Origin of the sequence: Bifidobacterium thermacidophilum subsp. thermacidophilum DSM 15837, from assembly GCF_000426425.1 — a bacterium.
Taxonomy (GTDB): domain Bacteria; phylum Actinomycetota; class Actinomycetes; order Actinomycetales; family Bifidobacteriaceae; genus Bifidobacterium; species Bifidobacterium thermacidophilum.
In genome coordinates this window covers 65831-91921 of the sequence record NZ_AUFI01000008.1, presented here as the reverse complement: position 1 = coordinate 91921, position 26091 = coordinate 65831, and the positions used below count along the sequence as shown (strand labels likewise).

22 protein-coding genes and 1 tRNA gene are annotated in these 26091 nt (G+C 60.2%); 17 read left to right on the top strand and 6 right to left on the bottom strand.

Going from position 1 to position 26091, the window contains the following annotated elements; translation table 11 throughout:
- The 12 genes from K315_RS0104380 to K315_RS0104330 all read left to right on the top strand — a co-directional run bounded on the left by K315_RS0104380 (window position 1) and on the right by K315_RS0104330 (window position 9859).
- On the top strand, window positions 1–765 hold the full coding sequence (locus K315_RS0104380) for a hypothetical protein (protein ID WP_029576354.1): 765 nt from the start codon (window positions 1–3) through the stop codon (window positions 763–765).
- Entirely contained in the window at window positions 713–1156 is a 444-nt protein-coding gene (locus tag K315_RS10940; RefSeq protein WP_081666393.1) for an amidase domain-containing protein, read from the top strand. The genes K315_RS0104380 and K315_RS10940 overlap by 53 nt, the downstream gene beginning before the upstream one ends.
- A 666-nt stretch (window positions 1157–1822) precedes the next feature.
- On the top strand, window positions 1823–3124 hold the full coding sequence (gene eno / locus K315_RS0104375; RefSeq protein WP_029576353.1) for a phosphopyruvate hydratase: 1302 nt from the start codon (window positions 1823–1825) through the stop codon (window positions 3122–3124).
- Between the two features lie 106 nt (window positions 3125–3230).
- Window positions 3231–3830, top strand: a complete 600-nt coding sequence (locus tag K315_RS0104370; protein ID WP_029576352.1) for an FtsB family cell division protein — start codon at window positions 3231–3233, stop codon at window positions 3828–3830.
- Between the two features lie 241 nt (window positions 3831–4071).
- Complete coding sequence (locus K315_RS10390; protein ID WP_420796739.1) at window positions 4072–4626, top strand: DUF501 domain-containing protein; 555 nt, start codon at window positions 4072–4074, stop codon at window positions 4624–4626.
- Window positions 4627–4701: 75 nt separating this feature from the next.
- Entirely contained in the window at window positions 4702–5733 is a 1032-nt protein-coding gene (locus K315_RS10385; protein WP_029576350.1) for a Ppx/GppA phosphatase family protein, read from the top strand.
- Window positions 5734–5828: 95 nt separating this feature from the next.
- Window positions 5829–5909 (top strand) — tRNA-Leu (locus K315_RS0104355).
- Between the two features lie 287 nt (window positions 5910–6196).
- Window positions 6197–6397 (top strand): helix-turn-helix transcriptional regulator, encoded by a 201-nt coding sequence (locus K315_RS10185; protein WP_029576349.1) that lies wholly within the window; start codon window positions 6197–6199, stop codon window positions 6395–6397.
- A gap of 147 nt (window positions 6398–6544) precedes the next feature.
- Window positions 6545–7111, top strand: a complete 567-nt coding sequence (locus tag K315_RS0104345) for a hypothetical protein (protein ID WP_029576348.1) — start codon at window positions 6545–6547, stop codon at window positions 7109–7111.
- 143 nt (window positions 7112–7254) lie between these two features.
- Complete coding sequence (locus K315_RS0104340) at window positions 7255–8715, top strand: L-serine ammonia-lyase (protein WP_029576347.1); 1461 nt, start codon at window positions 7255–7257, stop codon at window positions 8713–8715.
- A gap of 146 nt (window positions 8716–8861) precedes the next feature.
- On the top strand, window positions 8862–9269 hold the full coding sequence (locus K315_RS0104335) for an FKBP-type peptidyl-prolyl cis-trans isomerase (protein ID WP_015450374.1): 408 nt from the start codon (window positions 8862–8864) through the stop codon (window positions 9267–9269).
- Window positions 9270–9373: 104 nt separating this feature from the next.
- The gene (locus tag K315_RS0104330) at window positions 9374–9859 is read left to right on the top strand and encodes a GreA/GreB family elongation factor (protein WP_029576346.1); all 486 of its coding nucleotides are present in this window, start codon (window positions 9374–9376) and stop codon (window positions 9857–9859) included.
- Window positions 9860–10097: 238 nt separating this feature from the next.
- On the opposite strand, the gene trhA is transcribed toward K315_RS0104330, so the two are convergent.
- Window positions 10098–10994, bottom strand: coding sequence for a PAQR family membrane homeostasis protein TrhA (trhA, locus tag K315_RS0104325; protein ID WP_029576345.1), 897 nt, complete (start codon window positions 10992–10994; stop codon window positions 10098–10100).
- Between the two features lie 103 nt (window positions 10995–11097).
- Here trhA and K315_RS0104320 point away from each other — a divergent pair, with 103 nt between their 5' ends.
- Complete coding sequence (locus K315_RS0104320) at window positions 11098–12591, top strand: sensor histidine kinase (protein WP_029576344.1); 1494 nt, start codon at window positions 11098–11100, stop codon at window positions 12589–12591.
- Window positions 12592–13422: 831 nt separating this feature from the next.
- On the opposite strand, the gene K315_RS0104315 is transcribed toward K315_RS0104320, so the two are convergent.
- The 4 genes from K315_RS0104315 to K315_RS0104300 all read right to left on the bottom strand — a co-directional run bounded on the left by K315_RS0104315 (window position 13423) and on the right by K315_RS0104300 (window position 18870).
- On the bottom strand, window positions 13423–13701 hold the full coding sequence (locus K315_RS0104315; RefSeq protein WP_015450379.1) for a WhiB family transcriptional regulator: 279 nt from the start codon (window positions 13699–13701) through the stop codon (window positions 13423–13425).
- Window positions 13702–13767: 66 nt separating this feature from the next.
- Complete coding sequence (locus tag K315_RS0104310; RefSeq protein WP_211219728.1) at window positions 13768–15633, bottom strand: FtsK/SpoIIIE domain-containing protein; 1866 nt, start codon at window positions 15631–15633, stop codon at window positions 13768–13770.
- A gap of 470 nt (window positions 15634–16103) precedes the next feature.
- Window positions 16104–17405: an LCP family protein gene (locus K315_RS0104305; protein ID WP_161786023.1), complete on the bottom strand. Its 1302-nt coding sequence runs from the start codon at window positions 17403–17405 to the stop codon at window positions 16104–16106.
- 64 nt (window positions 17406–17469) lie between these two features.
- The gene (locus K315_RS0104300; protein WP_029576341.1) at window positions 17470–18870 is read right to left on the bottom strand and encodes an LCP family protein; all 1401 of its coding nucleotides are present in this window, start codon (window positions 18868–18870) and stop codon (window positions 17470–17472) included.
- Window positions 18871–19171: 301 nt separating this feature from the next.
- Between K315_RS0104300 and K315_RS0104295 the strand changes: the two genes are divergently transcribed.
- The 3 genes from K315_RS0104295 to K315_RS0104285 are packed head-to-tail and all read left to right on the top strand — an operon-like array spanning window position 19172 to window position 24216.
- On the top strand, window positions 19172–19486 hold the full coding sequence (locus K315_RS0104295; RefSeq protein ID WP_015450384.1) for a WhiB family transcriptional regulator: 315 nt from the start codon (window positions 19172–19174) through the stop codon (window positions 19484–19486).
- 30 nt (window positions 19487–19516) lie between these two features.
- Window positions 19517–22663: a glycosyltransferase family 2 protein gene (locus K315_RS0104290; RefSeq protein ID WP_029576340.1), complete on the top strand. Its 3147-nt coding sequence runs from the start codon at window positions 19517–19519 to the stop codon at window positions 22661–22663.
- The gene (locus K315_RS0104285; protein ID WP_029576339.1) at window positions 22660–24216 is read left to right on the top strand and encodes a DUF5719 family protein; all 1557 of its coding nucleotides are present in this window, start codon (window positions 22660–22662) and stop codon (window positions 24214–24216) included. The genes K315_RS0104290 and K315_RS0104285 overlap by 4 nt, the downstream gene beginning before the upstream one ends.
- 7 nt (window positions 24217–24223) lie before the next feature.
- Here K315_RS0104285 and K315_RS0104280 read toward each other — a convergent pair whose 3' ends face one another.
- Window positions 24224–24655, bottom strand: a complete 432-nt coding sequence (locus K315_RS0104280; protein ID WP_044085798.1) for a metallopeptidase family protein — start codon at window positions 24653–24655, stop codon at window positions 24224–24226.
- Window positions 24656–24723: 68 nt separating this feature from the next.
- Between K315_RS0104280 and K315_RS0104275 the strand changes: the two genes are divergently transcribed.
- Window positions 24724–25536 (top strand): HAD-IIB family hydrolase, encoded by an 813-nt coding sequence (locus tag K315_RS0104275; RefSeq protein WP_029576337.1) that lies wholly within the window; start codon window positions 24724–24726, stop codon window positions 25534–25536.
- The last annotated feature ends 555 nt before the right edge of the window (window positions 25537–26091 follow it).

The following is a 26091-nucleotide window of genomic DNA, read 5'->3' as shown; positions in this document are numbered from 1 at the left end:
ATGAAACAGGATAATCACGTACCAAGCGCACGAAATCGCATCAAGCGTACGTTTGGAATGCTTGCCGCACTATGTGCCGCTACTATGGTGGCGGCGCCAGCCACTGCACAAGAAGTTACTGCGCCTCAAGAGCGTGCAAAAGCGCAAAGTTGGATTCAGACGTTATCGCCTGTTGAATACCGAGGGGTGCAATTATGCCGCACACCCATCATCGCTGAGCTGGGTAGCATTGATTACCCTCAAGCAGAATCGGTGGGATCTGCGACTTATCCGAAACTTTGCGTATTCCACGATCCCCAGCAGGCGATTGATGCTCTTCGCGGGAAAATACCGGAGGCGATGAAACGCATTGAGTCGCAAGAGCGTGTGGAACCGCTAAGTACGGCGAACTGGGTTGAATATCGCGAGGCGTTCAACGCGTATGACAATACGCATGATGCTGGTTCTGCAGGAGCGTTGAATCCGCATACTGAGGCATTGTTCCTGACGTTTTTCGATATTTTCGAGAACTCCAGTGAGAATATGGTGATCGCTCAGGCTGCGCAGGTTCTTGACGGAAAGCGAGCGAAGTTGCAACTGGGCACAATCAGTGAAGTTGAAACAGAACTTAGCCCTTCTCAAGGCGATGCCGTGTCTGATTCCGTCCAAGGTGACTACTTGCAACAGCAAGCATCACCCCTTCGTCAGCTGAATCGACAGAACGAATATCAGTATGCATTTCGTTATGCCGTGCAACCGAATTCGAGCTACCGATACTATATATAAGGATAACGATTGCACGAATTTCGCGTCACAGATCCGGCGTGCCGGCGGAGAGCCGTTCCATCTTCCGGCATGGGGATATGCGTCAGGGGGAGGAACAACCGCATGGGTCAATGCCAATGCGTTTTCCAAGTTTTTCGGTTGGAAATCTTGGACCTCTGACCACCGGAAATTCAGCACGTGGTTGGCTCCAGGATATTTCATAGGTCTTGACCACGGCATCGACGGGAGTTGTGACCATATCGGATTTGTGGTTGCGACAGGAAGTGACCGTGGAAATTACAGAGACTATCAGGTTGCGCAACATTCCAAGAACTATGTTGATTGGGTAAGTTCCAATCAGAATACCTGGGAATGGCAACCTGGCTCGCTCTATATCAGAATCAATTCATGACCTCTCGTACGCAAGGATGTCGTCATTCCTGTGTCGTTATCTAGATTGAAGCGCCATCTCCGTGAAGCGTATTCACGAAGATGGCGCTTGTTGTTGGTGCGATGGGTGATGTGACTCATGATAAAACGTACATCTTACTTGTGTACCCCGTAACTGTATGAGGCATGAAATTCGAATCGTGCATGATGTGACATACACCGCTTACCAGATAGGCGATATTTCGTGTTTCTGCGCGGCGATGCATGTCGTCTCGTATGTCAGAACATGCAGAATTCGCTGAACGGCATGTGATGTCTCTGTTCAATGCGGCGATGCGTCTGGTTGCGTATGCCATCCCATATACAACTTGTCTGTTTTCCCGACATATATGTTGCTGATGATGTACTGTCATGAGGGTTTGTCATGTCATACGAAACAGACAGGATGTGTGAACGACACATTGGTCCACAACGCATCACGGACGCATACTGGCGTAATGAAGTTCGCGCAGTGCCTATGGTTTCGTTTCACATATCAGCGTCACAGGATTGCGCTTCGACATACTTGCTGGCTATCTCGCGCGTGGCTGTGAACGCTCACAGGAAACAGTGAGTGAAATCGGCGATATCGTCCAACAATTCCACTATCCTTGACAGTGTCATCACAACCTGAGCAAAAGGAGTAGTTGTGGCAGCAATTGAAAGCGTATACGCGCGCGAAATCCTTGATTCCCGTGGCAACCCGACCGTCGAGGTCTATCTCGAGACCGAAGACGGCGCACAGGGCCGCGGCCTGGTTCCGTCCGGCGCCTCCACCGGTGCCGCAGAGGCTTGGGAGCGTCGCGATGGCGACAAGTCCCGTTACCAGGGCAAGGGCGTGCTCAACGCCGTCAAGGCCGTGAACGAAGTCATCGCTCCGAAGGTCATCGGCATGGATGCCGCCGATCAGCGTGCTCTTGACGACACGATGATCGAGCTCGACGGCACACCGAACAAGGGCAAGCTCGGCGCCAACGCCATCCTCGGCGTGTCCCTCGCCGCGTTGTATGCCTCCGCCGAGTCCGCGGACATGCCGCTGTACCGCTACATCGGCGGCACCAACGGCCACATCCTGCCGGTTCCGAATATGAACATCATGAACGGCGGCGCTCACGCAGACTTCGCCACCGACATCCAGGAGTACATGATCTCCCCGTACGGCTTCGACACCTACCATGAGGCCCTGCGCGCCGGCGTCGAGGTGTACCACACCCTGAAGAACGAGCTGAAGAAGGACGGCTTGTCCACTGGTCTCGGCGACGAGGGCGGCTTCGCTCCGAAGATGAAGTCGAACCGCGATTCGCTCGACTACATCATGAAGGCCATCCAGGACGCCGGCTATGAGCCTGGCAAGCAGATCGGCATCTGCCTCGACGTGGCTTCCTCCGAGTTCTACGGCAAGGGCGAGGAAGGCAAGTATCACTTCGAAGGCGGCGAGCGTGACGCTGAGTACATGCTCGACTTCTACGAGCAGCTGATCAACGATTACCCGATCGTCTCCATCGAGGATCCGTTCCAGGAAGAGGGCTGGGACGACTGGGCGGCCATCACCAAGCGCCTGGGCGATCGCCTGCAGTTCGTCGGCGACGACCTGCTCGTGACCAACCCGGCTCGTCTGCAGAAGGCCATCGACATGGGTGCGGCGAACTCCCTGCTCGTCAAGCTCAACCAGATCGGCTCCGTCACCGAGACCCTCGACGCCATCGAGCTCGCCACCGCGAACGGCTACACCTCCATGGTGTCCCACCGCTCCGGTGAGACCTCCGACACCACCATCGCCGATCTCGCGGTCGCCAAGAACACCCGCCAGATCAAGACCGGTGCCCCGGCCCGTGGCGAGCGTATCGCCAAGTACAATCGCCTGCTGGAGATCGAGGACGAGCTCGGTTCCGAAGCCCTGTACGCCGGCTACAGCGCCTTCAAGGCCTGCAAGAAGTACATCGCCAAGTGAGCCTAGTCTCACCGGCAGTGTGCTGACGGCATGTCCCTAGATGTGCCGCGCATTACGCAATACCCGTCGTGTTCGCAAGTCGAATGCGGCGGGTATTTTCGTCAGTATGACAACCAGTTCGCGAAAACCGGCGCGTCAGCGCACCCAGCAGACCGCCAAGACACGCAGGAACAGCGGACCGGTCTCGTTCTTCATCGCGGTGATTATCGTGATCATCGGCCTGATGCAGCTGGTGTCAACTTTTCATGATTACGCGTTGAACCTCTCCGAACTCAATGGTTTGAAAAAGCAGGAAGCTACGCTTGAAGCGCAGAAGCAGGATTTGGAGAACGATATCGCTCGTTGGGACGACAAGGCGTATGTCACCGCTCAGGCGCGCGAACGTCTCGGATTCGTGTTCCCGGGGGAGGTTTCGGTCAGGGTCGAGCATCCCGAGGCGGTCACCGGTTCGACTACTTCGAAGAGCAGCGGCACCTCAAGCGCGCAGGATGAGCAGACGACGCTGCCGTGGTACAAGGAACTTGCTTACGCGTTCCAGCAGGCGGACACCCCGTCGAGATCCTCGTCATCGTCCTCGTCGTCATCGTCGAGCGGGAGTGGCTCTTCTGACAACGGATCGGGTTCGATGGCAAGCTCGGGTTCAAACGCCAGCCCTTCGCCTTCGGCGAGCGCATCCGATTCGTCTTCGCCGTCGGCATCCCAGTAAAAGGGGCGGCCGGCAGGCGGCAGACCGGAAGTGGGGTCCAATCCCGCCGATGCCCGGACTTGCACGCCGCGAGCTTATGACCACACACCATGAACGCATCGGACATCACGAAACCACATCACAACCGCAACACACACCACAGGAGGAACATCATCCGATGACACCGGCGAGTGCAACCCCAACGCAACAGCTTGAGCGAGAGCAGCTTGAGCAGGAGGCTCGCGTGCTGCTTGACCGCCTCATGGCGCAGCCGCCGACAGCCAAGGACATCGCGACGGTTAACGTGCAGCTTGGCCGATTTCCGCGCGGCATGGTCGCGGTCGGCGCTCGTTGCGTGTGCGGCCGTCCGCTGGCGGTGCTGACCCGGCCGTTGCTGCCTGGCGGCATCCCGTTCCCCACGACCTGCTACCTGACGAGCCCTGAAGCAGTCAAGGCGGTGTCCCATGTCGAAGCCACAGGCGTCATGAAACAACTCAACGAGCGGTTGGGTGAAGACGCCGAGCTGGCCCAAGCCTATGCCCTCGCGCACCAACGATATCTTGTCTTTCGGCACGAGCTCGCCGAACGGCTCGGCGACAGCGAGGAGCATATCGCGGGCATCAGCGCCGGCGGCATGCCCACGCGCGTCAAATGCCTCCATGCGCTGCTCGCCCAGACACTGGTCATGGGCCATGGCGCCAACCCGATCGGCGATATGACCCTTGAACGGATCCGCGACGAGTTCAGCCCCACGGTTTGCCGCTGCACCACGGTCGTCGACGACGAGCAGATCGAGCGATTGTCGCAGGAACGGTAGTCTCGTACGCGCGGGAACGCGCCGAAATCGCATCCGCCGACATCGATACGTCGGCGCACAGGGAAAGGAAACAGTATGACACAGCTTGCATCGCAACTGCAGGGCGGCACGGGCAAGTCGGTGACGGTTGCCGGCATCGATTGCGGCACCAATTCCATCCGGCTGAAAATCTCACGTGTGGACGCCAACGGGTATGAGGATATCGTCCCGCGCGTCCTGCGGGTCGTCCGGCTCGGGCAGGACGTGGACAAAACCCATCGTTTCGCCGATGAAGCGCTTGAACGCGTGTACGCGGCGGCGCGCGAGTTCGCGCAGATCCTGGCCGAGCATCCGGTCGACGGGCTTCGCTTCGTTGCCACGTCCGCGACCCGTGACGCTGAGAATCGTGCGGAATTCGAAGACGAGATCCAGCGCATTTTCGGCGTGCGGCCGGAAGTCATCCCCGGCACCGAAGAGGCGGCGTTGAGCTTCCTCGGAGCGACGAGCGTTGTCCCGCGTGGTGAGCTCGAGCCCCCGTATCTGGTGGTCGATTTGGGTGGCGGATCCACCGAGCTGGTTCTCGGCGGAGGAGACGAACAGAGTGAAACCGATGTCCAGGCTGCATTCTCGATGAATATCGGCTCGGTGCGTATGACCGAGCGTCACTTGCACACCGACCCGCCGACCCAGCAGGAAATCGACGAGGCCGTCGCCGATATCGACGAGCATATCGATGAGGCCTTCCGCACGGTCCCGGCAGGCAAGACCCGCACCATCATCGGCGTGTCGGGCACTGTGACCACGATGACCGCACTCGCCATCGGGCTGAAGGAGTACGACCATTCCGCGGTTGACGGCAGACGGCTTTCGCTCGAGGACGCGTATGCGGTCGATGACCGGTTCCTGCGGATGACGCGCGAGGAGCGCCGGGCGTACAAGACCATTCACCCGGGCAGAATCGATGTTGTCGGCGGCGGCGCGCTGGTGTGGAGCCGGGTGCTCGCCCGTGTCTCGCAGGCGGCGCTGGAGGACCACGACAAGGCCATCGATTCGTTTGTTGCGAGCGAACACGGGCTGCTCGACGGCATCGTGCTCGATTACGGCCGCCGTCTGCTCGCCTCGCACTGAACGGCGTGCCACCGTCGCCGATGCGTGGCGTGGCAAGACGCGAAACGCGTGTCTCAGCCGCGCCCGGTCCGCCTGCATGCTAGCATGGAACAGTTGCCCCCTTGGCGGAATTGGTAGACGCAGTGGACTTAAAATCCATCGCCATTGGCTTGCGGGTTCGAGTCCCGCAGGGGGCACAGACCAACGGAACCCGTCGGCAACGGCGGGTTCCGTGCGTTTCCTGGCTTTCTTACATTGACATGCTGCTCGATGAAGCCACGCGACATGACGTAGCAATAACGGCGTTGTGCCATCATACGGTTACATGACAGGCAGATATGCCCGGCCTGCGGCTTCAATCACGAGATATCCGGCCGGTGTGCGACTGCAGGGTCGCATGCGATGGTAGATTACCGTTCATAAGGCAATTTCAGCACGGCTACCGGCGTCTTGTACGACACGGTAGTCGCACAGAGGAGCGAATATGACTGAGCGATATCTGTCCGTTACTGAAGTGGCGCAGCTGCTCGGTATCAGCACGGCGGCAGCGAGTGCATATCGTCTGCCGGAGCCTGATGCCACAATCGGCAGAACACAAGGCTGGAAGCGTCAGACCGTCGAAACATGGAACGCCGCCCGACCAGGCAGGGGAGTCGGAGGAGGACGGGCGCGCTCGAGGAGCTGAAACTGCCGCAACATCAGCAGTCGGCAACAGTCCAGCAGCAGTCAAGACAAGTCAAGCACAGTCGAGAACAATCAATCACCACAGAGCGAGACCAAGCAACATCAAACCATGCCACCCGCTCAGAACAGATACATGCAAAGGAACATCATGGTCAAGCAGACGAACACTCCAACCCGCGACGGCAACCGTCGAGTCCCGCTCATCTTCGCCCAGGCGGTCATCGTAGCGCTGGCGCTGTGCCTGGGAGAGATACTCTGTGCGCCGCTGTATACCGGCATGTCCTACCATTCGTTGGCGCTCGTACCATGGTCCGCGATCGCCGGGCTGCTGTCGGTCGTGTTCGCCTATACGGTCGGATTCGCGGCGTTGTGGGCGGCAAGCAAAGTCTCGAAGAAAGCGCCGCAGGCGTGGCGTCCGGTGATTGCCGCCCTCTTCGGCCTCGTGTTGTTCGGCGTGTGGGGGTATTTCGTGTTCGCCGCCGTACTGAACTCGATTATCGTTCCGCTCGGCCATGCCGCGTTGGCGGGGGCGCAGCTGGGATCCATCGCATTCAATTGCGCCGCCATAGGACTGGCGTCATTCTTCTGCGCATCCGCTTTCGGCGAACGTCTCGTCACATTGCGCACCTGGGTGTGGGGCCTGTTCGCCTGCACCATATTGTTCGCAGCGTTCGGCGTGTTTTTCGTCGTACATATGGCCGCGCTACTCTATTGAGCGAATACACGGGTTGAGTCCGCCCAGCAACCCCGCTTGACGGATCGACCTGCCCGTCGACGGACTCCCGTCGGCGGGTGGTGTGCAAAGACGCCGATGCGGATGCCTACCCGTATTGCGATATCGAATTCGGAGGTGACAGCTTGTTCAGCGTGCTTGACATGTTCTCCATCGGAGTGGGCCCAAGCTCATCGCACACGGTCGGCCCTATGAAGGCCGCATGCCGATTCGCCCGTTCGCTGCGTGGTTCGGGAATCCTGCACCAGGTCGCCCGCGTCAGGACGGTCCTGTACGGTTCGCTGTCCTTGACCGGCCTCGGCCACGGAACTGACCGCGCAATCATCGCCGGACTTGAAGGCAGCATGCCCGATACAGTCGACACCGCGCATCTGCTCCAAGCCCGTGAGGAATGCGCTCGCAGTCGGCGTCTTGACCTGCCCGGCGGCAGGCGCATCGTTTTCGATCCGGACAGTGACATCGTCTTCGAAAAGTGGCAGCGTCTCGCCGCGCATCCCAACGGTATGCGATTCCAGGCATTCGACGGGGAAGGCAATCTGCTGGACGAACAGGTGTGGTATTCGATTGGAGGCGGATTCATCGCACAAGGCAGCCCGGAAGACACGCTGATCGGTATTCATGACCGTCCGCCTGAACACACGGCATTCGCCGATGCGGATGAACAAGAGACCACCAGATTCCCGGACAAGGCCCCATACCATTTCGACACCTGCACTGAGCTGATGACTTTGTGCCAGCGGGAGCATAAACGGATTTCCGACATCATCTGGGCGAACGAAACCGCCGTACGCCCGGCTGCCGATGTGCGCGCCCGGCTGCTCGCGGTCTGGGAAGCTATGGGGCAGTGTGTGCAAGCCGGATGCAGCAGTGACGAGCCGGTGTTGCCCGGCGGTCTTGACGTGCCCCGTCGCGCAGCCGGCATGTACCGACTGCTGATGTCCACAGGCGATGTGCTGCGGCGCAGCCACCATCGCATCGATGTCGTCCTGGAATCCTCGGATGCGGCATGGGTGAACCTCTTCGCGCTCGCTGTCAGCGAAGAAAACGCCGGCGGCGGCAGAGTGGTCACCGCACCGACCAACGGGTCCGCAGGCATCATCCCCGCGGTGCTGGAGTATTACTGGCATTTCGTCGATGGCGCCGACGAGGACGGTGTCGTCCGCTTCCTGCTCACTGCAGGGGCGATTGGGTACCTGTTCAAACGCAACGCGTCGATTTCGGGCGCAGAAGTCGGCTGCCAAGGTGAGGTCGGCTCAGCGTGTTCGATGGCCGCCGCGGGATTATGCGAGGTAATCGGCGGGACCGTCCAGCAGGTAGAGAACGCCGCGGAAATCGGCATTGAACATAATCTCGGCCTGACCTGCGACCCGGTTCGCGGATTGGTACAGATTCCCTGCATTGAGCGCAACGCCGTGGCAGCGAATACGGCAATCAATGCGGTTCGTATCGCCATGCTCGGCAATGGCTCGCATATCGTTACCCTTGACCAGGCGATCCGCACGATGAAGCAGACCGGCGAGGACATGATGGCAAAATACAAGGAAACTGCAAAAGGCGGGCTTGCGGTGAATGTCGTCGAATGCTGACCAGTGAACCTCGTACCGGCGGTCATGCCCTGCGAAGCGTCACGAAGCGTGCTAATCTAAGTGAAATTGTTTCAGTGGCATTACGCCGGCGACCCGTGTCAAACGGGGGCGGTGGAATGCACAGATACGTCATCAAGGAGGCAAGCATGGTCAGCAACATGCCCGAGGTCAACGCTGAGTTCGGCGCCACACCGGCAATCGCTTTCCCGACGGATAAACCGCCGGTCGGGCTCAAGTCAATCGAAATCGTGGAAGGCGACGGCCCGATGGTCCGCCGTGGCGACACGGTGACGGTCAATTATCACGGTGTGGTCTGGGGCAAGGACACCCCGTTCGACTCGAGTTTTGAGCGCCATCAGCCGGCGAGTTTCGGCATCGGCGTCGGCCAGGTGATTCGCGGATGGGATATGACGGTTCCCGGCCATAATGTCGGTTCCCGTCTCGTGGTGTCGATTCCGCCGTCCTACGGGTATGGCTCGCAGGGTGTTCCGCAGGCGGGCATCGGGGGAGAGGACACCCTCGTGTTCGTCATCGACATCATCTCGACGCGCTGACACGCATCCTTTTCAGGCGCCGGTGGTCGCCGGCGCTTTTTCATGACATGGCCGTCTCGCACGTGTTCGCGGGCGGCGCGATCCATCAAGGTCAGGAGGTAACAATGGCCGAGGAAGAGAAGACGATCCTGCTCACGCAGGAAGCATACGACAAGATGAAGCAGGAACTCGAGTACCGCGAGGGCCAGTATCGTGACGAAATCACCGAACGTATCGCCGCGGCGCGCGCGGAAGGCGATTTGTCCGAAAACGGCGGATACCAGGCTGCTCGCGAGGAGCAGGGCAAGAACGAGGGCCGCATCAACGAGCTGACCGTCAAGCTGCGCAATGCGAAGATTCTTCAGGCCCCGAAGGCGGGTACGGTCGGCAATGGCTCAGTGGTGACGCTCGAGCTCGCAGGCAAGGAAATGACGTATGTGCTCGGCTCCCGTGATATCGCGGTGGCTACCGATTACGATGTCATCAGCCCGGAATCGCCGATTGGTGCCGCGATCATGGGCGCCAAAGCCGGTGACACGGTGTCGTACGCGACGCCGACGGGCCGTCAGATTTCCGTGACGATCAAGAAGGCGGAGCCGCTGAAGGCTTGAGATTTCGGGCGCGTCGCCCTGGCAGGTGTCGCGCCCCTTGTTCCGCTGCGTTGAATGCGGATCGAAGTGAATATGGTTGTGGCCGGGCACGTGAGTCGCGTGTCGGGCCACAACCATATCCTGACGTTTCTTGATGCGGTTGATGCGACCATCGTCCGATTCCACGTGCGCATGTCAGGCACGCGTCTGATAGGTCGGAAGACTCACACAGCGGCGTGAAATACGCCGGCCGGCAGCGTCACCGCAGATTACAGATCACCATGTAGATTGCCACCATATGGCAGGCGTACCCGGCGATGGTGCCGAGATGGAAGATCTCGTGGAATCCGAACACTTTCGGCCACGGGTCGGGTTTGCGCAGGGCGTACACAATCGCGCCGAGAATGTAGCACAGCCCGCCGGAGGCAATCAATACCACGACTGCAGGACCCGCCGCCGGGGAAATCCAGAACAAGCCCATGTAAGCGACCCCGGAGACTCCGAAGATGATGTATACGAGCACATACAGCCAACGTGGCGCGTTAATCCAGATGACATGGATGATCATGACAATCGCCGTGCACACCCACATGCTTACGATGATGATGTCACGCATACGCGGCTGCAATGCGAAGGATACCGGCGTGTAGGTGCCGGCGATGAGCAGGAAGATATTGACGTGGTCGATGCGCCTGAGCACATTGGTCACTTTGGGAGACCAATCGCCCAGATGGTAGACCGCCGAATTCGTGAACAGCACGAGTGAACAGGTCATGAACACAGCGCACGCCCATTTCAGGCCGGTGCCGTGCGCCAGACAGATCAGGACGATCCCGGCAGCCAAGGACAGCGGGGAAGCGAAGGCGTGCAGCCAGCCGCGCATCAGCGGTTTCGGCCTGCCGTGGACGTCCAGGCGCACCCTCTTCGCGATTTGCGGAACGCTGACTCCTTCGAGCTTGGCGGCCTTCGCCTCGGCCTTGGCGAGCTTGTGTTCGGCCTTTGCGTCCGCTTTGCTGCGGATACGGTCCGCCTTCGCCTGTGCCTTGACGCGGATCGCCTTTGCTTTCGCGCGTATTTCGCGTTGCCTCGCCTGCGCGACCGCATCGCGCTGCTGCGACTGATTCGTTTCGATGGCGGCTTCCTCTGGTGTTGTCATCTGCCTCACATCCTCGGTTACGCTAACGTAACCTACGTTACCGTAAGCGAAGTATTTGTCAATCTGACACCGCCGGGACGCGCATGGTGCGTATTATGGGAGCATGGCAGTATTCACGCAGATCCTTGCGATGCGCCCGGACTTCACCGACGCCGATCGCGAATGGCTTCACCAGCTCGTCACTGATTGGCAGGTTATCGCCGACCTGAGTTTCGCCGACCTGCTGCTGATATTACCGATGCCGGACGGCCGCTATGTCGTCGCCGACCAGTGCCGTCCATCCACGGTGATGACCTTGCGCAGCGAGGATGTTGTCGGCAAGGAAGTCGACCGTGAACTCCACGGCGAGCTGGACGCCGCGATGCGCGCGACGTCGATTTTCCGCTCGACCGTGATGCGCAGCATCGGCAAATCGACGGTGTGCAATGTGTACGCTCCGGTCTGCCACGAGGGCAAGACCTTGGGCCTGGTTGTGCGCGAGACCAATATGGCGACGCGTGAATCCAACGGCCGTTATGAGTCCGAAAGCATCAACGCCGGCAAACAGCTGTACGAGATGATTCCGCGCGGGCAGTTCCCATATCATGACCCTGTGATGAACCAGCGGCACAACGCCCGTGTCGCCGACGGGTTCATCATTCTCACCGTCGATGGTATCGTGCGATACGCTTCGCCCAACGCGGTGAGCTGCTTCCGCCGTCTCGGCTCGCTGACAACTATGCAGGGCCAGTATCTGAGCGAGGTCGGTACACAGCTGCTGCATACGAACGACACATTCCCTGAAAGCCTGCCGTTGGTCTTGAGCGGCAAGGCGGCGGTCGATTCCGAGCTTGAAGCCAATCGTTCCGCGGTGTCCATGCGGTCGCTGCCGCTGTACGACGCCAACGGCCGGACGGGCGCCATCGTGCTGTGCCGCGATGTCACCGAGCTGCGCCGTCGGGACGTTGAACTGCAGACCAAAGACGCGACGATCTCCGAAATCCATCACAGGGTGAAGAACAATCTGCAATCCATCTCCGCGCTGCTCAGGTTGCAAGCGCGCAAGACCCAATCGCAGGAGGTCAAGAAGGAGCTTGCGGAGGCGCAACGCCGTGTACAGACCATCGCCATGGTCCACGAAGGCCTCAGCCAGACCGCCGACGAGATGGTCGACTTCGATAAAGTGATTTCGAAGCTGTTGAAGATGAGCGTCGATCTGGCCACCATGAGCGACCAACGTATCGACATCGATTTCGACGGTTCGTTCGGGCTTATGCCCGCGCAGGATGCGACCCCGCTGTCCCTGGTGCTGACCGAACTGGTCACCAACGCGGTGGAGCACGGGTTCGAGGGCCGCCAGCAAGGTCATATCCTGATTCGCGCGAAGCGAACGGGCACGCATCTTGATATCGCGGTTGAAGATGACGGTTCTGGCATTGAAGCCGAGGAGGAACACGGGATGGCAAAATCCTCGGGGTCCGGGCTCGGCACGCAGATTATCAATACCTTTGTCACCAACGACTTCGCCGGCAGCGTCCACTGGGAGCCGGGCGAGCAGGGTGGCACCAAGGTCATTGTGAGCATCAATCTCAGGGCGGCCCAAGCCGAGCAGAATTAGTCTTGTGCCGTGTTGGTGTTTCGGCTACCTGACGTTCAGGTGTTTTGGCCTCAGACGCCTGGCACTCTGACGCTCTGAGGCCGGGATTGCGGTAGCAAAGCCCAGTCCGGGAGGTTGCCGCACAGCCAGCTGGATTGGCGCAATTCCCGTGGAGGCACGGGAGCTCTTTCGGCGCTTGGTTCTTTCGGTGTAATCTGCTGCCGGTTTCGCCGGGAGTTTGCCGAATCCGGGATTGTCGGACGGTAACCTCCCGGATCGGGGTTTGAGGCTGAATCGCAGAACCGCGGAATTCCGCCATTGCTGTTCGGGAGATCATGCCGGAACACACGTCACGTTGAAGAACTCCCGGATTGGCCTGGGAGATTATCTCAGGATGACCGATTTCGCCGTAATCTCCCATGGAGTGCGGGATTTGCCGGCGTGGGGTTCTGTCGTCTCTGGGACTGCGCCAGTGCGAGACCGCCGCGACATCGAATCCGGCCTCGGCCGTTTGGCCGCCCGTGGCCCATGCAGGCGTCGACACCGATAAGGTGCCGATCCGCGATGCCGACAATCGTGCATCCGCCTGACTGTAGTACCTTGCGGGCCATATCTGCCCTATGTGTGTGCGGTGATACTTGATATCGCAAGTACGATCCGCAGCATATCAACGATGCTGCTGCGTGTATCAGGGGTCAGCGCACACACATAGGTGAGATAGGCTCCACGAGATACTACAGATACCGCAGATATTGCAGATTTTGCCGATACCATACCGCAGAATCGCAGCGGGGCCGGCCATCCGAATCGATGACCGGCCCCACTGCGAATAAGACGGGCTGCCCGCGGCAATCAAATCTGCATCTGCATATTTTGCGAACGACGTGCGCGCATTGCGCGGCGCTTCAACGCGCGACGCTCATCCTCGCTCAAACCGCCCCACACACCGTAATCCTGGTTGGTGTCAAGCGCGCATTTGAGGCACGCGTCGATGACCTTGCAGGTACGGCAGACGGCTTTCGCCTCCTCAATCTGCTGATAGGCCGCACCGGTGTTGCCGACGGGGAAGAACAGTTCCGGATCCTTGTCGCGGCATGCGGCCTTTGCCCGCCAATCATAAGCACTGCTCATTGCTTGTTGCCTTCCTTCATGTCTTAATCAAGTCCATTACCAGATAATCACGAAATCGAGGACTTTTCAAGAGGTTTGGCCCAGAGAAATGTCATCGTCGTGTGGAGATTGATAACGCAAACATTTTACTTGATATCGCAAACATTGTACAGGTCCCGCACTCGGCCCGTCAAGTACCACCGCGCGACCGGCGGTGGTGAAATCACGCTGCTGCATGCAAGCGAGCACGGGGGCGGGAATGCCCAGCCCGAGATCATGCACGCGATCGCCGGTAGGGAAGACCACGCGTGTCGGCGCATCCTGCGGGACCCTGATATGGCGCAGGGACCCCACGGCGAAGGCGACGGTGACATCGGGTGATTGCAGCGCCCGTCGGAATCGGTCGGCATATGGGTCGGTGGACAGCGGGTCGGCGAGTTCGTCGGCGTCGTCGACAACGATGAGTTCGCGTGCCGGCCCCCGAGACGGCTTCAATGCGGCGAATCGCTGTTCGCGCCGCGCACCGTCGGCGCCGACCGCCCACCAGGTGACGTGGATGCCAATCATCCGCGACTGCTCGCACAGCACATCGAGCAGACTGCTCTTCCCGCTCCGAGGCCTGCCGATAATCGCGATATTGCCCAACGACACGTCAATGGATGCCGGGTGCCAGACGACCCCGTCATCCTTGATACCGATGATCACCCGGTCGGGGCGCTCGGTTCGCATACTTCCGTTGCCATGGTCGGCAACCGCCAGATTGTCAGGCATGCGGTCAAGGTGCTCCGGCAGCGGAGGTGTGAACAGCATAGGCGTGGACGTCGGCGACAGGAACAGTCCTGCGGCTGCGATATGACGAATCAGACGTCGGGAATCTACAGGGGTCGTGCATCTCAATGATTGCAACGCCTCGCCATCGTACAGATAGGCCCCTCCCGGGCACGACGGACTGATGGCCTGTGCGACCGGGGAATCGAGCAGCTCGCGCGATTGCATGGCGTCGTTGACGCGCAGACATAGGTGCAGCCGCATATTGGCTTTCATTTCGGCACTGACCTGGCCGAGCGGGTTTTGCGTGCAGGCGATCAGATGCATACCCAGCGACCTGCCCAGTGAGGTCACACGGGTCAGCCGTTCCAGATAATCGGGCAACAACGAACGTATCGCGTGGAACTCGTCGATGACAATGACCAGTGCGGGTGGTGGATCGTCAAGCTCGGCGAGGCTGGAACAACCCTGTGAGGCGACAAGCTGTTCGCGCCGCCGCAGCTCACGCTCCAACGCGAGCAACGCCCTGGCCGCGTGGGCCAGATCGAGGTCGCAGACATTGCCCACACAATGCGGTAGGTCGGCAAGCCCTTGGAATGTGGCACCGCCTTTGAAATCCATGAACACGAAGTTCACTCGGCTGGGTGGATTCCTCGTCGCAAGCGCGAGACACCAGACCAGCAAGGCCACGGATTTTCCGGAACCGGTGGTGCCGGCGACTAGCGCATGCGGACCCTGTCTGGCGATGTCCAGTGTGAATACCCCCATTCCGCATGTGCCGATTGGCACGTCGAGATGCGGTGAATCACGCCTGTGTCGGGCATGATTTTGGGCGACCGGGCCATGCGACTGCCAGCCGCGTGAACCGGGACTGGATGAATCCAACCCTTGCGCCCATGTGCGCACGATGGTACGCCACAACATCGGGTCATGGTCGAGTCCCAGCAGTGTTTCCAACGGTTCGGGCGTATCGAGTTCGGAGGGCGGGGGAGCGCCGTTTCCTGTCGGGAATTCGAGCGAAGACCGGGCAGTCACGCAAGCATCGTCGGAGGCATGCGCCGGCGTGTCGATATCGCCGTGTTCGTCCGCATTGCGTCCGCCAATCGCCAATATGGCGGAGGCAAGGCAACCTATCAACCCCGGGATTGCCATAGGAATGAACATCCAGCGTCCTTCCAGCCCCATGATGATCGCCATCGTGCATTGCGTGGCGGCCGGCGCCAGGGCGCTGCATGCGATGAGGATCCGGCGATGGTGCAGCACAGATGCACGACGGTGCGTCTGCCGTCGCTGATTACCCCGTAGCACAAGTCGGTGTCGCTGACGCGGCCGAGCTGATTGCTGCGGAACATGCGTTGATGATCGAGAACCCAAAGTCATATCGACAGTATGAAGGTGCAATCGGCGTGTCGTCTAGACGCCCGGGGAAATGTGGACGAAAGATGACGACGGCACGAGCCAATGCGATAACGCTGTTCACCTGCGCTCTTCCATTGGACGATGGTGCGCGATGGTGCGCGAGTTGCCCGAATGCCCGAGATCGCGTGTGTGCCCGAGTGCGCGAGTGACCCCGCAAGGGGAGAGGACTTCACATGTTCCTGTGTGATGCCTTATGCTTCACAGAGAACGCCGACGATACGCGGCTCGAACCCCTGTCAGGAGGACTCGGCAAGCGTCCCGACACTGCCCGAAGCATGAGTGCCAGCCGCCAGTTCGCTGAACAGTTGCAGATTCTTGTCATCGTCAAGCAGTACGCACGATCCGACACCGGCCACATAATATCCCTGATCGGTCCAATAGACACTGCCTGATATGCCCTTGGAACTCGAGGCGCTGCGGAACGCCATCACCATGGCCAGCAGAGTGGTCGGCGTCGTCTTGTCATCCACGCTTACCGAGGCCAAGGCTGTTTTCGCAACCTTCGACGTGGTCGAGAAACTGGTCAGCGTGCTTCGCGATGTGGCTTTTTTCATAATCGCGGCGATGACTTGCCGCTGCCGCGCGGCACGGCCGAAATCGCCCTGCGGGTCGGAGTAGCGCATACGTGAGAACGCCAGCGCGGTCCCACCGTCTGCGACATGGCATCCTGCTTGCCATATGAGCCCGGAATTCGCGTCGTTGACTGTGCTGTCATAGCACAGTTCCACACCACCCAAGGCGTTGACCACGTCCTGCACGCCACCGAATTTCACCATGGCGACATGGTCGATTTTCTGTCCGGTGATGTTTTCGACTGCGCCAACCAGATTCTTCTTGCCGTATAGCTCGTATACGGCGTTGATTTTCATGGACTTGTCATCGACCTTCACGAGCGAATCGCGGGGGATGGAGATCAGCGAGCTCGGCCCGCTTTTCGGTTTGGTCAGTACGAGAATCGTATCGGTGCGGGTTCCGGGGACATCTCCAGAGGATTCGTTGATTGAGCCGTCGCGCTCGTCGGAGCCGAGAATAAGCCACGACGTCGCCTGTCCACTGGACATATCACTCAGCCATGCGGATTTGCTGAGATTGCTGTTGACCCAGTTGTAGGCCGCGATTCCTGCGACGATGACGGCGACCAATAGCACGACAATGAACCTGGAGAACACACGGCCCACACTGATGTGACGACGGGGTCGTGTCGGGCCGGAAGAGCCCCGTGAACTGGAAGGACGCCGGATATCGTTGGCGCTGGGTTCCATCACATGCTCGTTGTTCGTGGCGTTGCGGGACGGTCCGCCGGATACGCGTGCGGATTGCCGAACGGACTGTGCGGCGCCTGCTCGTGGTGCGGATGATGCCGCACGCGAACCAGAGGTATGTCCTTGTGCCGGAGAGAAACTTGGAGGTACGACTTGTCCTGTAGCCGGCTGCGCCGGGGCGGACGGGGTGCGGACTCGGTGTTTCGGGGTCCCCGCAGGCAAGAAGCTCGGCGGTTGGCTGCCGCCAGCCTCCCACTGCGATGATCCTTGTGACATACGACCTCCTGTGCGAATACGGTGCTACTTTTACTCAGCGCGGACGTATTATCACGGATTTCCGTCATTCCTGCGCATTAACCGCACATACTGTCGCATTGAGGTACCGGTCGGCGATGCCTAGATACTGTCCTGTCGTCGGGTCGGTGATAGTGCCGTTCTTCTTGTTGACGATGCCGCCGGTGTTCGGGTCAATCAGCGTGCCGTCGGCGCGGGTGATCAAGCCGGTCTTCGGGTCGACGGTCTCATTCGGCGTTGCGGATGCGGATGCCGAGTCGGAGGCGCTTGGGGTGTCCGAGCTGCTGGGGGAGGCGGACGAATCGGAAGAAGTCTCGGACGTGGTGTCGTCGGCTTGTGTCAGCGGCACCTCCTTGCGCAGCTTCTCCCACACGTCGTCAGCGTTCGAAGCCCAGACGACGCGGTTGATGTCCTTGGACCACGAGGTCACCGGAATCGTCTGCATATACAGATGGGTCGGATCGAGATTCTTCAAGCTCATCGCCAAGCCCACCAACGTGGACGCATGGGCGAGACCGGAACTGATATTGAGCGACTTGAGCGCGGTCTTGGCCAGTTGATACAGCTGCGAACTCTGCGTGAACAGGTTCTTGGAAAGCGCTTCCTTGATGATTTCCTTGACCAGGTACTGCTGGCGTGTCGTACGCATGATATCCGAGCCGTCGGTGCCGGTCCCATGGCGCATGCGAGCGTATTCGGTCGCCGTCGTGCCGTCGAGATGCTGCATACCGGGCTGAAGATTGATACCGGTGGTCGCATCTTTCGTGGCGACGGGGATGCACAGGTCGACGCCGCCGAGCGCATCGACCATGTCCCGCATGCCGGCGAAGTCCGCAACCACGAAGTTTTCAATGTCCAGTCCGGTCAGCGAATTGACCGCGGCCATGGTGCAGCTGCCGGCGGAGGCCAAGTCGCCGCCTTTCGCATACGCGTTGGCGAAAATCGAGTTGAACATCACGTCATAGCGAGCCGCAATCGTGCCCTTGCTGGTCTGGCAGCTGGGGGCGTTCACGATGGAATCGCGCGGGATGGACACCAGGTTGATGTATGAGCGGTCGGCGCTGATCTGCAACACCATTGCGGTGTCCGACTGATGGTTCTCCGCCTCGCCCGGACCGCCCAACGCCTTGTTCTCTTCGCCGCTGCGCGTATCCTGCCCGAGCAGCAGGATATTGATGGTCTGGCCGGCGTTGGGATCGACGACGGTATTCTGCGTGGACCCTGACTTCTGCGGGATGATGCTGATGGTGTTGTCGTCAATGACATGGTTGATGTCGTACCACGTCATTGCGGCGGCGCTGCCGACGAATACCAAGGCCGCCGCGACGACGCTGACGACCACGGAACGAGCCTGGTGCCGGGTGCGGTACCCGAGGCTGTGGCGGGGCTTGGGCTGATTCCAACCGTTGAGATTGGGAAGCTTGGGGTTGCTGCGATGGGATGTCACGCTTGGAACCTTCCTATGAGCCGTCAGCCTTGGCCGAACTTGGATGATTTGTTCTTCTAGACCAAGTCATTGTAGACCATCAGGGTGATGGAACGTTTCATATTCACACTATTCCCCCGACATTGCACCCCGAACGGCTCTTCGATCAGCCGTGACGCCGGGTTGCGGGCCCAGTCTAGACGACGCAGAATGCCCTCGCCATGCCCACGAAATGGGCAGCAAGGGTGCATAAAGCTTGAAGCATCGGCGGTTCTGCGTATATGCTGGAAGGCGGTGATACTCGATATACCAAGGAGGAGATATGTGGGGTGAGTCACGGGATCACGACGGTAATGGTGCCGCCGGTTCGCGCTCGCTGCATGGGACCTGGGGGATTTTTGACGAAGACGACGGGCTGTCGTGGCGCAACAGGGCCTTATGCTCGCAAACCGACCCCGAGGTGTTCTTTCCTGAAAAAGGCGGTTCGACACGCGACGCCAAACAGGTATGCGAATTGTGCGAAGTGCGTGAACAGTGTCTCGACTGGGCTGTCGACCATGATGAACGATTCGGCATCTGGGGAGGAATGAGCGAGCGGGAGCGCCGCCGCTACAAGAAGGAACGTCGTCGGGCGTGACGCTCTCACCCCCTTGCGTACACTGGAACTATGGATTTGACAGGCAGCGGCATCGAACAGTTGGTGGGAGATGTCCTGGCGTCGCGCACATACACGCACAGCCAGGACGTTGACGACTCCGTGGCGGCGGTGATCACCGTCGAGGAAGACAGGAGGTTTTTCCCATCCACCCTGTCCGCCGTGCTGGCACAGAGCGTGCTGCCGGGGGTCGTGGTCATCGCTGATTGCACGGGAACGCTGGCACAACCCCTCCAGACCTCATTCGATGTGATTCCCATGCCTGCCGGACCTGCGATGCGGTTGCCGCAGACCAAGCAGGTGTCCGTGCGCATCGTTCCGGTTACGGCTGCGAAATCCTTTGCACAAGCCGTTTCGGAGGCTGTCGAGACGGCACGGCTCGATGCAGGAATCCGCGGCCTGTGGATGTTGCATGATGATTCCCGCCCGGCTGACAATATCTGCCTTGAATCGCTGATTGAGACATGGCACAACGCGCCGACCGCTTCGATTCTGGGGGCCAAACAGCTCGATTGGCTGGGACAGAACCTTCATGATGTCGGCAAGTACGCCGGCCACCACCGCCTGTATTCGCTGGTCGTGGACGGTGAGCCCGACCAAGAGCAGTACGACGGCAGACAGGATGTCTTCGCCGTGTCACTCGCCGGTGCGCTGGTTCCCGTCGATACGTTGCGTATGCTCCACGGCATCTCATCGTGGTTCGGTACCTTCGCGCAATCCGCGGATTTCTGCCGTCGCGTGTGTCTCAGCGGTGGGCGTGTCGTCGTCGTGCCCCGTGCGCGCATCGCCCATCGGCGCGCAAGATTCGAAGGCATCCGTACCCGTTCGGGCATGCCCATCGATGAGGATGAACCTCAGCATGCGTCGATGGCGCGGATGCGCGCCGAACAACGCTACGCGTATACGGATATCCGCATGCTGTGGTGGCTGGTCTGGTGGCTGTGCAGCCTGCCCGCCGCGATCGGGCGTGCCGTGGCGAAACTGTTCGCGAAAAAACCGTATGATGCACTGTGCGAGCTCGTGATGCCGTGGTCCGCGCTCGTGTCCTTCCCGCGCGCTCTCAAGGCTCGTCGTCTGGTCGCCCGGCAGAGCAAAGTATCCCAATCCCGTCTGGGGCAACTGGTTGCTGACCGACAGCAGATTGCGCACTGGCGTGACCGCCGACGCGCCTTGGATAGCCAACGCCATGTGATTTTGCTCAGCCCGTTGGCCAAACCGCATCTGCGCACCCGTCTGATCCGGCGGTGGACCGGGGCGATACTCATGGCCGTGGTGGTGCTGTGCCTGCTCATCGGCTCGCAATGGTCGCTGGTGCGTTCCCTTGCCTCCGGTGGCACGCTGTATTCGGACCAATGGTTGGCCACCGGCGCAAATTGGCGCCAACTTGTTGATTCCGCAACAACACAATGGGTGTTCGGCGGCGGTGTCGGTCGCGCAGCACCACCGACGCCGTGGCTGTTGGTGCTCATGGTCGCTTCAGTGTTCACGTTGGGGCATGTCGCCACGGCGGTCAGCATCATGTACTGCGCGTCTGCGCCGCTCGCGGCATTGTCGTTCTGGGCGCTGGCGGGAGTGTTCACCCGTTCCGACTCGGTACGTATCGCCGGCGGGCTGATGTGGGTCTCCTTCGCCGCAGCGATGGGGCTGTACCAATCCGGGAACCTCGCGATGCTGACCATGATGGTCTTCCTGCCCGCTGCATTTGCCTTCGTGTTCCGCGCCGTGGGTATGTACCACACCGAGGACCCGATCAAGCCGAAGGCGTCGATTCAGGCTGCGGCGTGCGCGGCCTTGTGCTTTGTCGTCGTTGTACTGTCAGAGCCGCAGACGCTGCTCGCCTTGGTCGTCGCGTTCATCGTGTTCCTCATGATGGTGCCGAAGCATCGTGCCATGCTGCTGCTCATCCCGTTCCCCGCGGGATTCGCCGTTGCTCCGACCCTGCTCAATGCCATCCATAACGGCACGCAGGGCATGTGGCGGCAGCTGTTCGGCGATATTGCGATACCTGTGCGCAGTGTGAACGGCTCGCCGACGGCGTTGAGTCTGGCCGATGTGGTCCGCAGGACTTTCGGCGTCAGCGGGAGTGGCAACTTAAGCTCGCTTGATCCGCAGACCGCGTTGCATGTCGCTTCGGTTGTGGTGCTTGCCGTCGTGGCCGCCTTGGCTGTCGTCTCGTTGTTCCTGCCGTTTGCGCTCAGAGTGTCGCGCATGATGTGGGTGGTCGCGGTGTGCGGAGCGGTGTTGTGTCTGGCATCGTCCCGCGTGGCCATCGCGGTTGACGCCGACGGCCAGGTGGCCGGTTCCGTGCTTCCGGGCATGGCCTTGGTCATGGTGGCGTTCCTGTCCTGCCTGTGCTTGGTCGCGGGTGGGGCTGTACAGCGTTTCCGCGCGTTGAAGACGTCTCTTGGTGCCGAAGAGGGCGCTGTTCATGCAAGTCCTGAACAATCCCGTCGCACGACGGCCTTGACCCGTGCCGCACGTGCCCTGCTGGTCATTGTGATGCTGGCGTTCGCCGCCACATGGTGCGGTTTCGCAGCTTTGGTGTCTCCCAGCCAGCATATCGGCGGCAGCACGAGCGGATTGCCGATGGTTGCCACAGATTATCTGGCGAAGAACAGCGATTACCGCGTGCTCGCCTTGCAGGCCCAGACCGACAATTCAGTCAATTATTCGATATTGCGCACCGGCAAAGGCGACCTGATTGACGCTTCGCCTGCGTTGCGGGCCCAGTTCGTGTCGGGGGAACGTGATGCCGCATACCAGACCCTCGCCCAGGCGAGCGCGGCGTTATTGTCAGGTTCTGATGACGATGCCATCGCGTCGATCAGCCAGCTGGGCTTCGGCGGCATTTACGTGGTTCCCAACACCTCGAACCGCGCTGCACGGACTGCGACAGGGGAGTTGATCGCCAATATCACCGCGTGCGACGGCGTGCAGACCGTCGTCAGCGCGGATAGCGGCACCTACTACCGTGTCGCCGGCGCAACAGATACCGCGACTCAGCACGTCAACACCTCGGCGCAGCGCAAATTGCAGGCGCGCGGATGGCGTTACGTATGGCTGTGGAGCATGGGTATTGTCATCGCCGCATACTGTCTGGTCGCCCTGCCTCGTCCGGGCGCCAAGGTGATGAGCGATGACGAGGAGGATGAAGCATGAGTCAGGAGCTATCCAATCGTAAGCGTGGCGCGTCGGGCCGTCACACCGCGTCGAAGGTCCGTCGCGTCCTTGTGGCTCTGCTGACTATGGTGGTCATCCTTGCGGCGTTTGCCGCATTGATTGTGCTCAAGCCCGCCGGATGGTTGGTCGATTCGCCTTCGGTTACGTCAGGGACGACCGTGCAACATGTCAGCCAGACGCAATACGGTCTGTTGTGTCCGCAGCAGATGACGCTTGCTGATGACGAGAATTTCGGGGACAGCGAATACCAGGCGACCGCGGGCAACATCGCGTCTTCCGCCTTGTATGCGGCCTTCGGTTCCGTGTATGGTACCGATGTCTACGATTATCCGGTTGCTGACGATGCGCAGCCCGGCGAGCTGTCCGACAGCGATTTGCTGGATTCCGCGAATGTGAAGACGCTCGCCGGCGACGTCACGAAGAGCGCGCAATACATTGATGCGAAACTGCTTGAGACGAAATCAGGAACCGGTGTGATCGGCTCGATGGCGTCGTGGGCAACATCGGGGGATTTGAAGGGTATGTCGGCCGCTTCATGCGTGCCGACCGCCCTGAGTGACACATTCCTGCTGCCTGCGACGCAGACTGGTGTCACCGAGCAGCTCGTGGTGTCCAATCCTTCGCAGAAGTCTACGTCACTTGATGTGACCGTATACGGCACGAAACATGCGGGGAAGCTGTCATTGTCCACGTCCAGCACGTTGACGGTCGCCGCAGGCGGTCAGGCGACCCTTGATATCGCCGCTGCCGCGCCCGGACAGCAGGGCGTGTACGTCACCGTGTCCAGCAAGGAGACACCGATTTCGTCCGTCGTGAAAGTGATTCGCATGCAGGGGTTGAAGCCGCAGGGATCGGATGTCGTTCTCCCGCTTCAGGCCGCGGCGCTCACCCAGGCCATGCCCGGAGTGGTTAAAGGCGATGCTGTGACTGCCCTCGTCTTCGCACAGCGCAGCACCACGGTGACGTTGTCGTGGGTGACCGACGAAGGCCGCGTGGAGGCGAAAACGGTTACCGTACCCGGCAACAGGGTCACCGCGGTCGATCTCGGCAACGCCCCAGACGGTACGCTGGGCTTATTCGCCGACGCCACATCCGAAATCAACATACAGGCGACAGTCAGCCAGAGTGGTTCCGGACAGGCGGATTTCGCGTTCGTTCCCGGAGAGTCGGGACAGCAGGCCTCAGGCTTGGTCATCCCATCATCAACGTCAGCGAGCCTGCAACTGGTCAATCTGTCCGACAATGACCAGACTGTCACGGTGCGTGGCTTCGATGCGTCCGGTAAGGCGACGGGAAGCAAGAAGATTCAGGTGGATGCCACGACCGGCGTGTCGGTCGATCCCGAAGATATCGGCGCCGGTACCCAGATGCTCACATGCCGTGCAGGCAAGAACATGGTGTGGGGCGCGAGACTGTCGCAGACTTCGCTGTCTTCAGGCAAGGTGGCGCAGGCAGCATATCTGCCGGCATCATCGTTGGAGCCACAGAGCCGTGAAGTGCTGACGGCGAACGACCAGCGCATCGTGCACTGACCGTTCGCTAATCAAGCCCCCAATCGGGGTCGATTTCCTCAGGTCTGCGGCCATACAGCTCAGCGAGACGGCTGACCAGCTCGTCGCGGATCGCGAACTGCAGGTCCATACGGGTGCGCGCATGCATCTGAATTGGCATGCGGTACAGGACGATGCGTGCTGGCGTGCCGCGCCCAGCGGGGAAGCATTGGGAGCATAAATCCGGGTCCGCCTGCCATGGTGCCGGATCGGACGGCGGAACGTCCTCGACGGCGAACTGCACGGGCTGCACCAATTGAGGCCATGCTCCGTGCAGCCGACGCAACTGGGATGCGACCATATCGTCGAATATGCCGCTTTTCGTCCGGTACCGGGGCATTCTCACCCCGAACATCGGGGTACGGCTTCCGCGGCCGTGCCTGTTGCGGTATACGTGTAATTGCCAAGGTGCTCGCAGCATGTCGTCAACTGTATGTCGAGGCAAGGATTGAGCTAGGATAGCAGGGTGCATTTCGGCAAGGAGGAACAATGAACGCCACAGCGATCCATGCATGGCAGCAGCTTGATCTCGACGCAGTGGCGTCCGAAGCGAAAGCGATTGCCTTCGACCTTGACGGTACGCTCGCCAGATCGAAGAAACCGATTTCCCCGCAAATCGCGGATTGCCTGACCGCGCTGACCCACCGTCTGCCGGTGGCGATTGTCACCGGCGGCAGGTTCGCCTTGGTGCGCAGCCAGATTCTCGATATGTTGGACGATCGCGCCTGCAAAGCCAACATGCATTTGATGCCGACCAGCGGAACCCGCTACTACCGCTGGGACGGCACGCAGTGGGAGTGCGTGTACGAGCATAATCTCAGCGTCGCCGAGCGGCAGGCCGCCATCAGTTCGCTGGAACGACACGCCAAGGAACAAGGCATTTGGGAAGACCACGTGTGGGGCGATTGCATCGAAGACCGCGGCAGCCAGATTACCTTCTCTGCCTTGGGGCAGCTCGCGCCGATTGCGGCGAAGGAATCCTGGGATCCGACCAATGAGAAGAAGAACCGGCTTGCCGAGGCTGTCAGCGCCGATGTGCCTGATTTGGCGGTCCGATCCGGCGGGTCCACAAGCGTTGATATCTCGCTGCGCGGTGTGGATAAGGCGTATGCCGTCCGGCAGTTGGCGACCGCGCTGCATATCGACGTGTCGCAGATGATTTATCTCGGCGACCGTATGGATCCGGACGGCAATGATTACCCTGCCGTCAACGCCGGAACGATTGCCATTCGTGTCACGGGGCCGGAGGAGACCCTTGAGGTGTGCGGTGAGCTTATTCGCCGTCTGCCTGTGGTGGCGTGAATCACCGGTGGCCTTTTGCCGGATGCAGGTAGGTGTTTGTGTCGTCAGGGGCATGAGCCTAGTTGTGTCGCACGGCGTGTCTTACCGAGCTGTGATGTGGCGCGGGCATCATGATGGTCTGATGCAGTGATGTTGTGCTGCGTATTGCGCGTATTGTGCGGCGTTGTGTGATGTGATGCTTTGGAGAGCAGCGCAGCCGTAACTTCTGACCACATGCTTCGTACGGGCTGGCATCGCCGCGTGGCGTTCGCATACAGTCGGATGCATGCGATTGCGTGATTTGGCTTCCCGCCTGTTGTCATCCCCGTTCGCGATGGTTGTGCTGCCGCGCGGATGTGCGGGGTGCGGCGAACCCGATTCGGTGTTGTGCGCCGATTGCCGGGCGTTGTTTACTGTGTGGCCGTCCCGGCAGTTTCCGGGCCTTCCCGGCGGTACGCTCGCATGTGCGCGGTATTCGGGTCGGGCAAGGTCGGCGGTGCTTGCATGGAAGGACCATGATGATCGGGAATGCGATACTGTGTTCGCCCGGTATCTTGCGTTTGCCGTCGATATGAT

What these genes read in the sequence shown, in the direction of transcription:
- K315_RS0104380 (WP_029576354.1), top strand. Translation starts at nt 1, where the DNA reads ATGAAACAGGATAATCACGTACCAAGCGCACGAAATCGCATCAAGCGT.
- K315_RS10940 (WP_081666393.1), top strand. Translation starts at nt 713, where the DNA reads ATGCATTTCGTTATGCCGTGCAACCGAATTCGAGCTACCGATACTATA.
- K315_RS0104370 (WP_029576352.1), top strand. Translation starts at nt 3,231, where the DNA reads ATGACAACCAGTTCGCGAAAACCGGCGCGTCAGCGCACCCAGCAGACC.
- K315_RS10390 (WP_420796739.1), top strand. Translation starts at nt 4,072, where the DNA reads ATGGCGCAGCCGCCGACAGCCAAGGACATCGCGACGGTTAACGTGCAG.
- K315_RS10385 (WP_029576350.1), top strand. Translation starts at nt 4,702, where the DNA reads ATGACACAGCTTGCATCGCAACTGCAGGGCGGCACGGGCAAGTCGGTG.
- K315_RS10185 (WP_029576349.1), top strand. Translation starts at nt 6,197, where the DNA reads ATGACTGAGCGATATCTGTCCGTTACTGAAGTGGCGCAGCTGCTCGGT.
- K315_RS0104345 (WP_029576348.1), top strand. Translation starts at nt 6,545, where the DNA reads ATGGTCAAGCAGACGAACACTCCAACCCGCGACGGCAACCGTCGAGTC.
- K315_RS0104335 (WP_015450374.1), top strand. Translation starts at nt 8,862, where the DNA reads ATGGTCAGCAACATGCCCGAGGTCAACGCTGAGTTCGGCGCCACACCG.
- K315_RS0104330 (WP_029576346.1), top strand. Translation starts at nt 9,374, where the DNA reads ATGGCCGAGGAAGAGAAGACGATCCTGCTCACGCAGGAAGCATACGAC.
- trhA (WP_029576345.1), bottom strand. Translation starts at nt 10,994, where the DNA reads ATGACAACACCAGAGGAAGCCGCCATCGAAACGAATCAGTCGCAGCAG.
- K315_RS0104320 (WP_029576344.1), top strand. Translation starts at nt 11,098, where the DNA reads ATGGCAGTATTCACGCAGATCCTTGCGATGCGCCCGGACTTCACCGAC.
- K315_RS0104315 (WP_015450379.1), bottom strand. Translation starts at nt 13,701, where the DNA reads ATGAGCAGTGCTTATGATTGGCGGGCAAAGGCCGCATGCCGCGACAAG.
- K315_RS0104310 (WP_211219728.1), bottom strand. Translation starts at nt 15,633, where the DNA reads ATGGGGCTGGAAGGACGCTGGATGTTCATTCCTATGGCAATCCCGGGG.
- K315_RS0104305 (WP_161786023.1), bottom strand. Translation starts at nt 17,405, where the DNA reads ATGTCACAAGGATCATCGCAGTGGGAGGCTGGCGGCAGCCAACCGCCG.
- K315_RS0104295 (WP_015450384.1), top strand. Translation starts at nt 19,172, where the DNA reads ATGTGGGGTGAGTCACGGGATCACGACGGTAATGGTGCCGCCGGTTCG.
- K315_RS0104290 (WP_029576340.1), top strand. Translation starts at nt 19,517, where the DNA reads ATGGATTTGACAGGCAGCGGCATCGAACAGTTGGTGGGAGATGTCCTG.
- K315_RS0104285 (WP_029576339.1), top strand. Translation starts at nt 22,660, where the DNA reads ATGAGTCAGGAGCTATCCAATCGTAAGCGTGGCGCGTCGGGCCGTCAC.
- K315_RS0104280 (WP_044085798.1), bottom strand. Translation starts at nt 24,655, where the DNA reads ATGCTGCGAGCACCTTGGCAATTACACGTATACCGCAACAGGCACGGC.
- K315_RS0104275 (WP_029576337.1), top strand. Translation starts at nt 24,724, where the DNA reads ATGAACGCCACAGCGATCCATGCATGGCAGCAGCTTGATCTCGACGCA.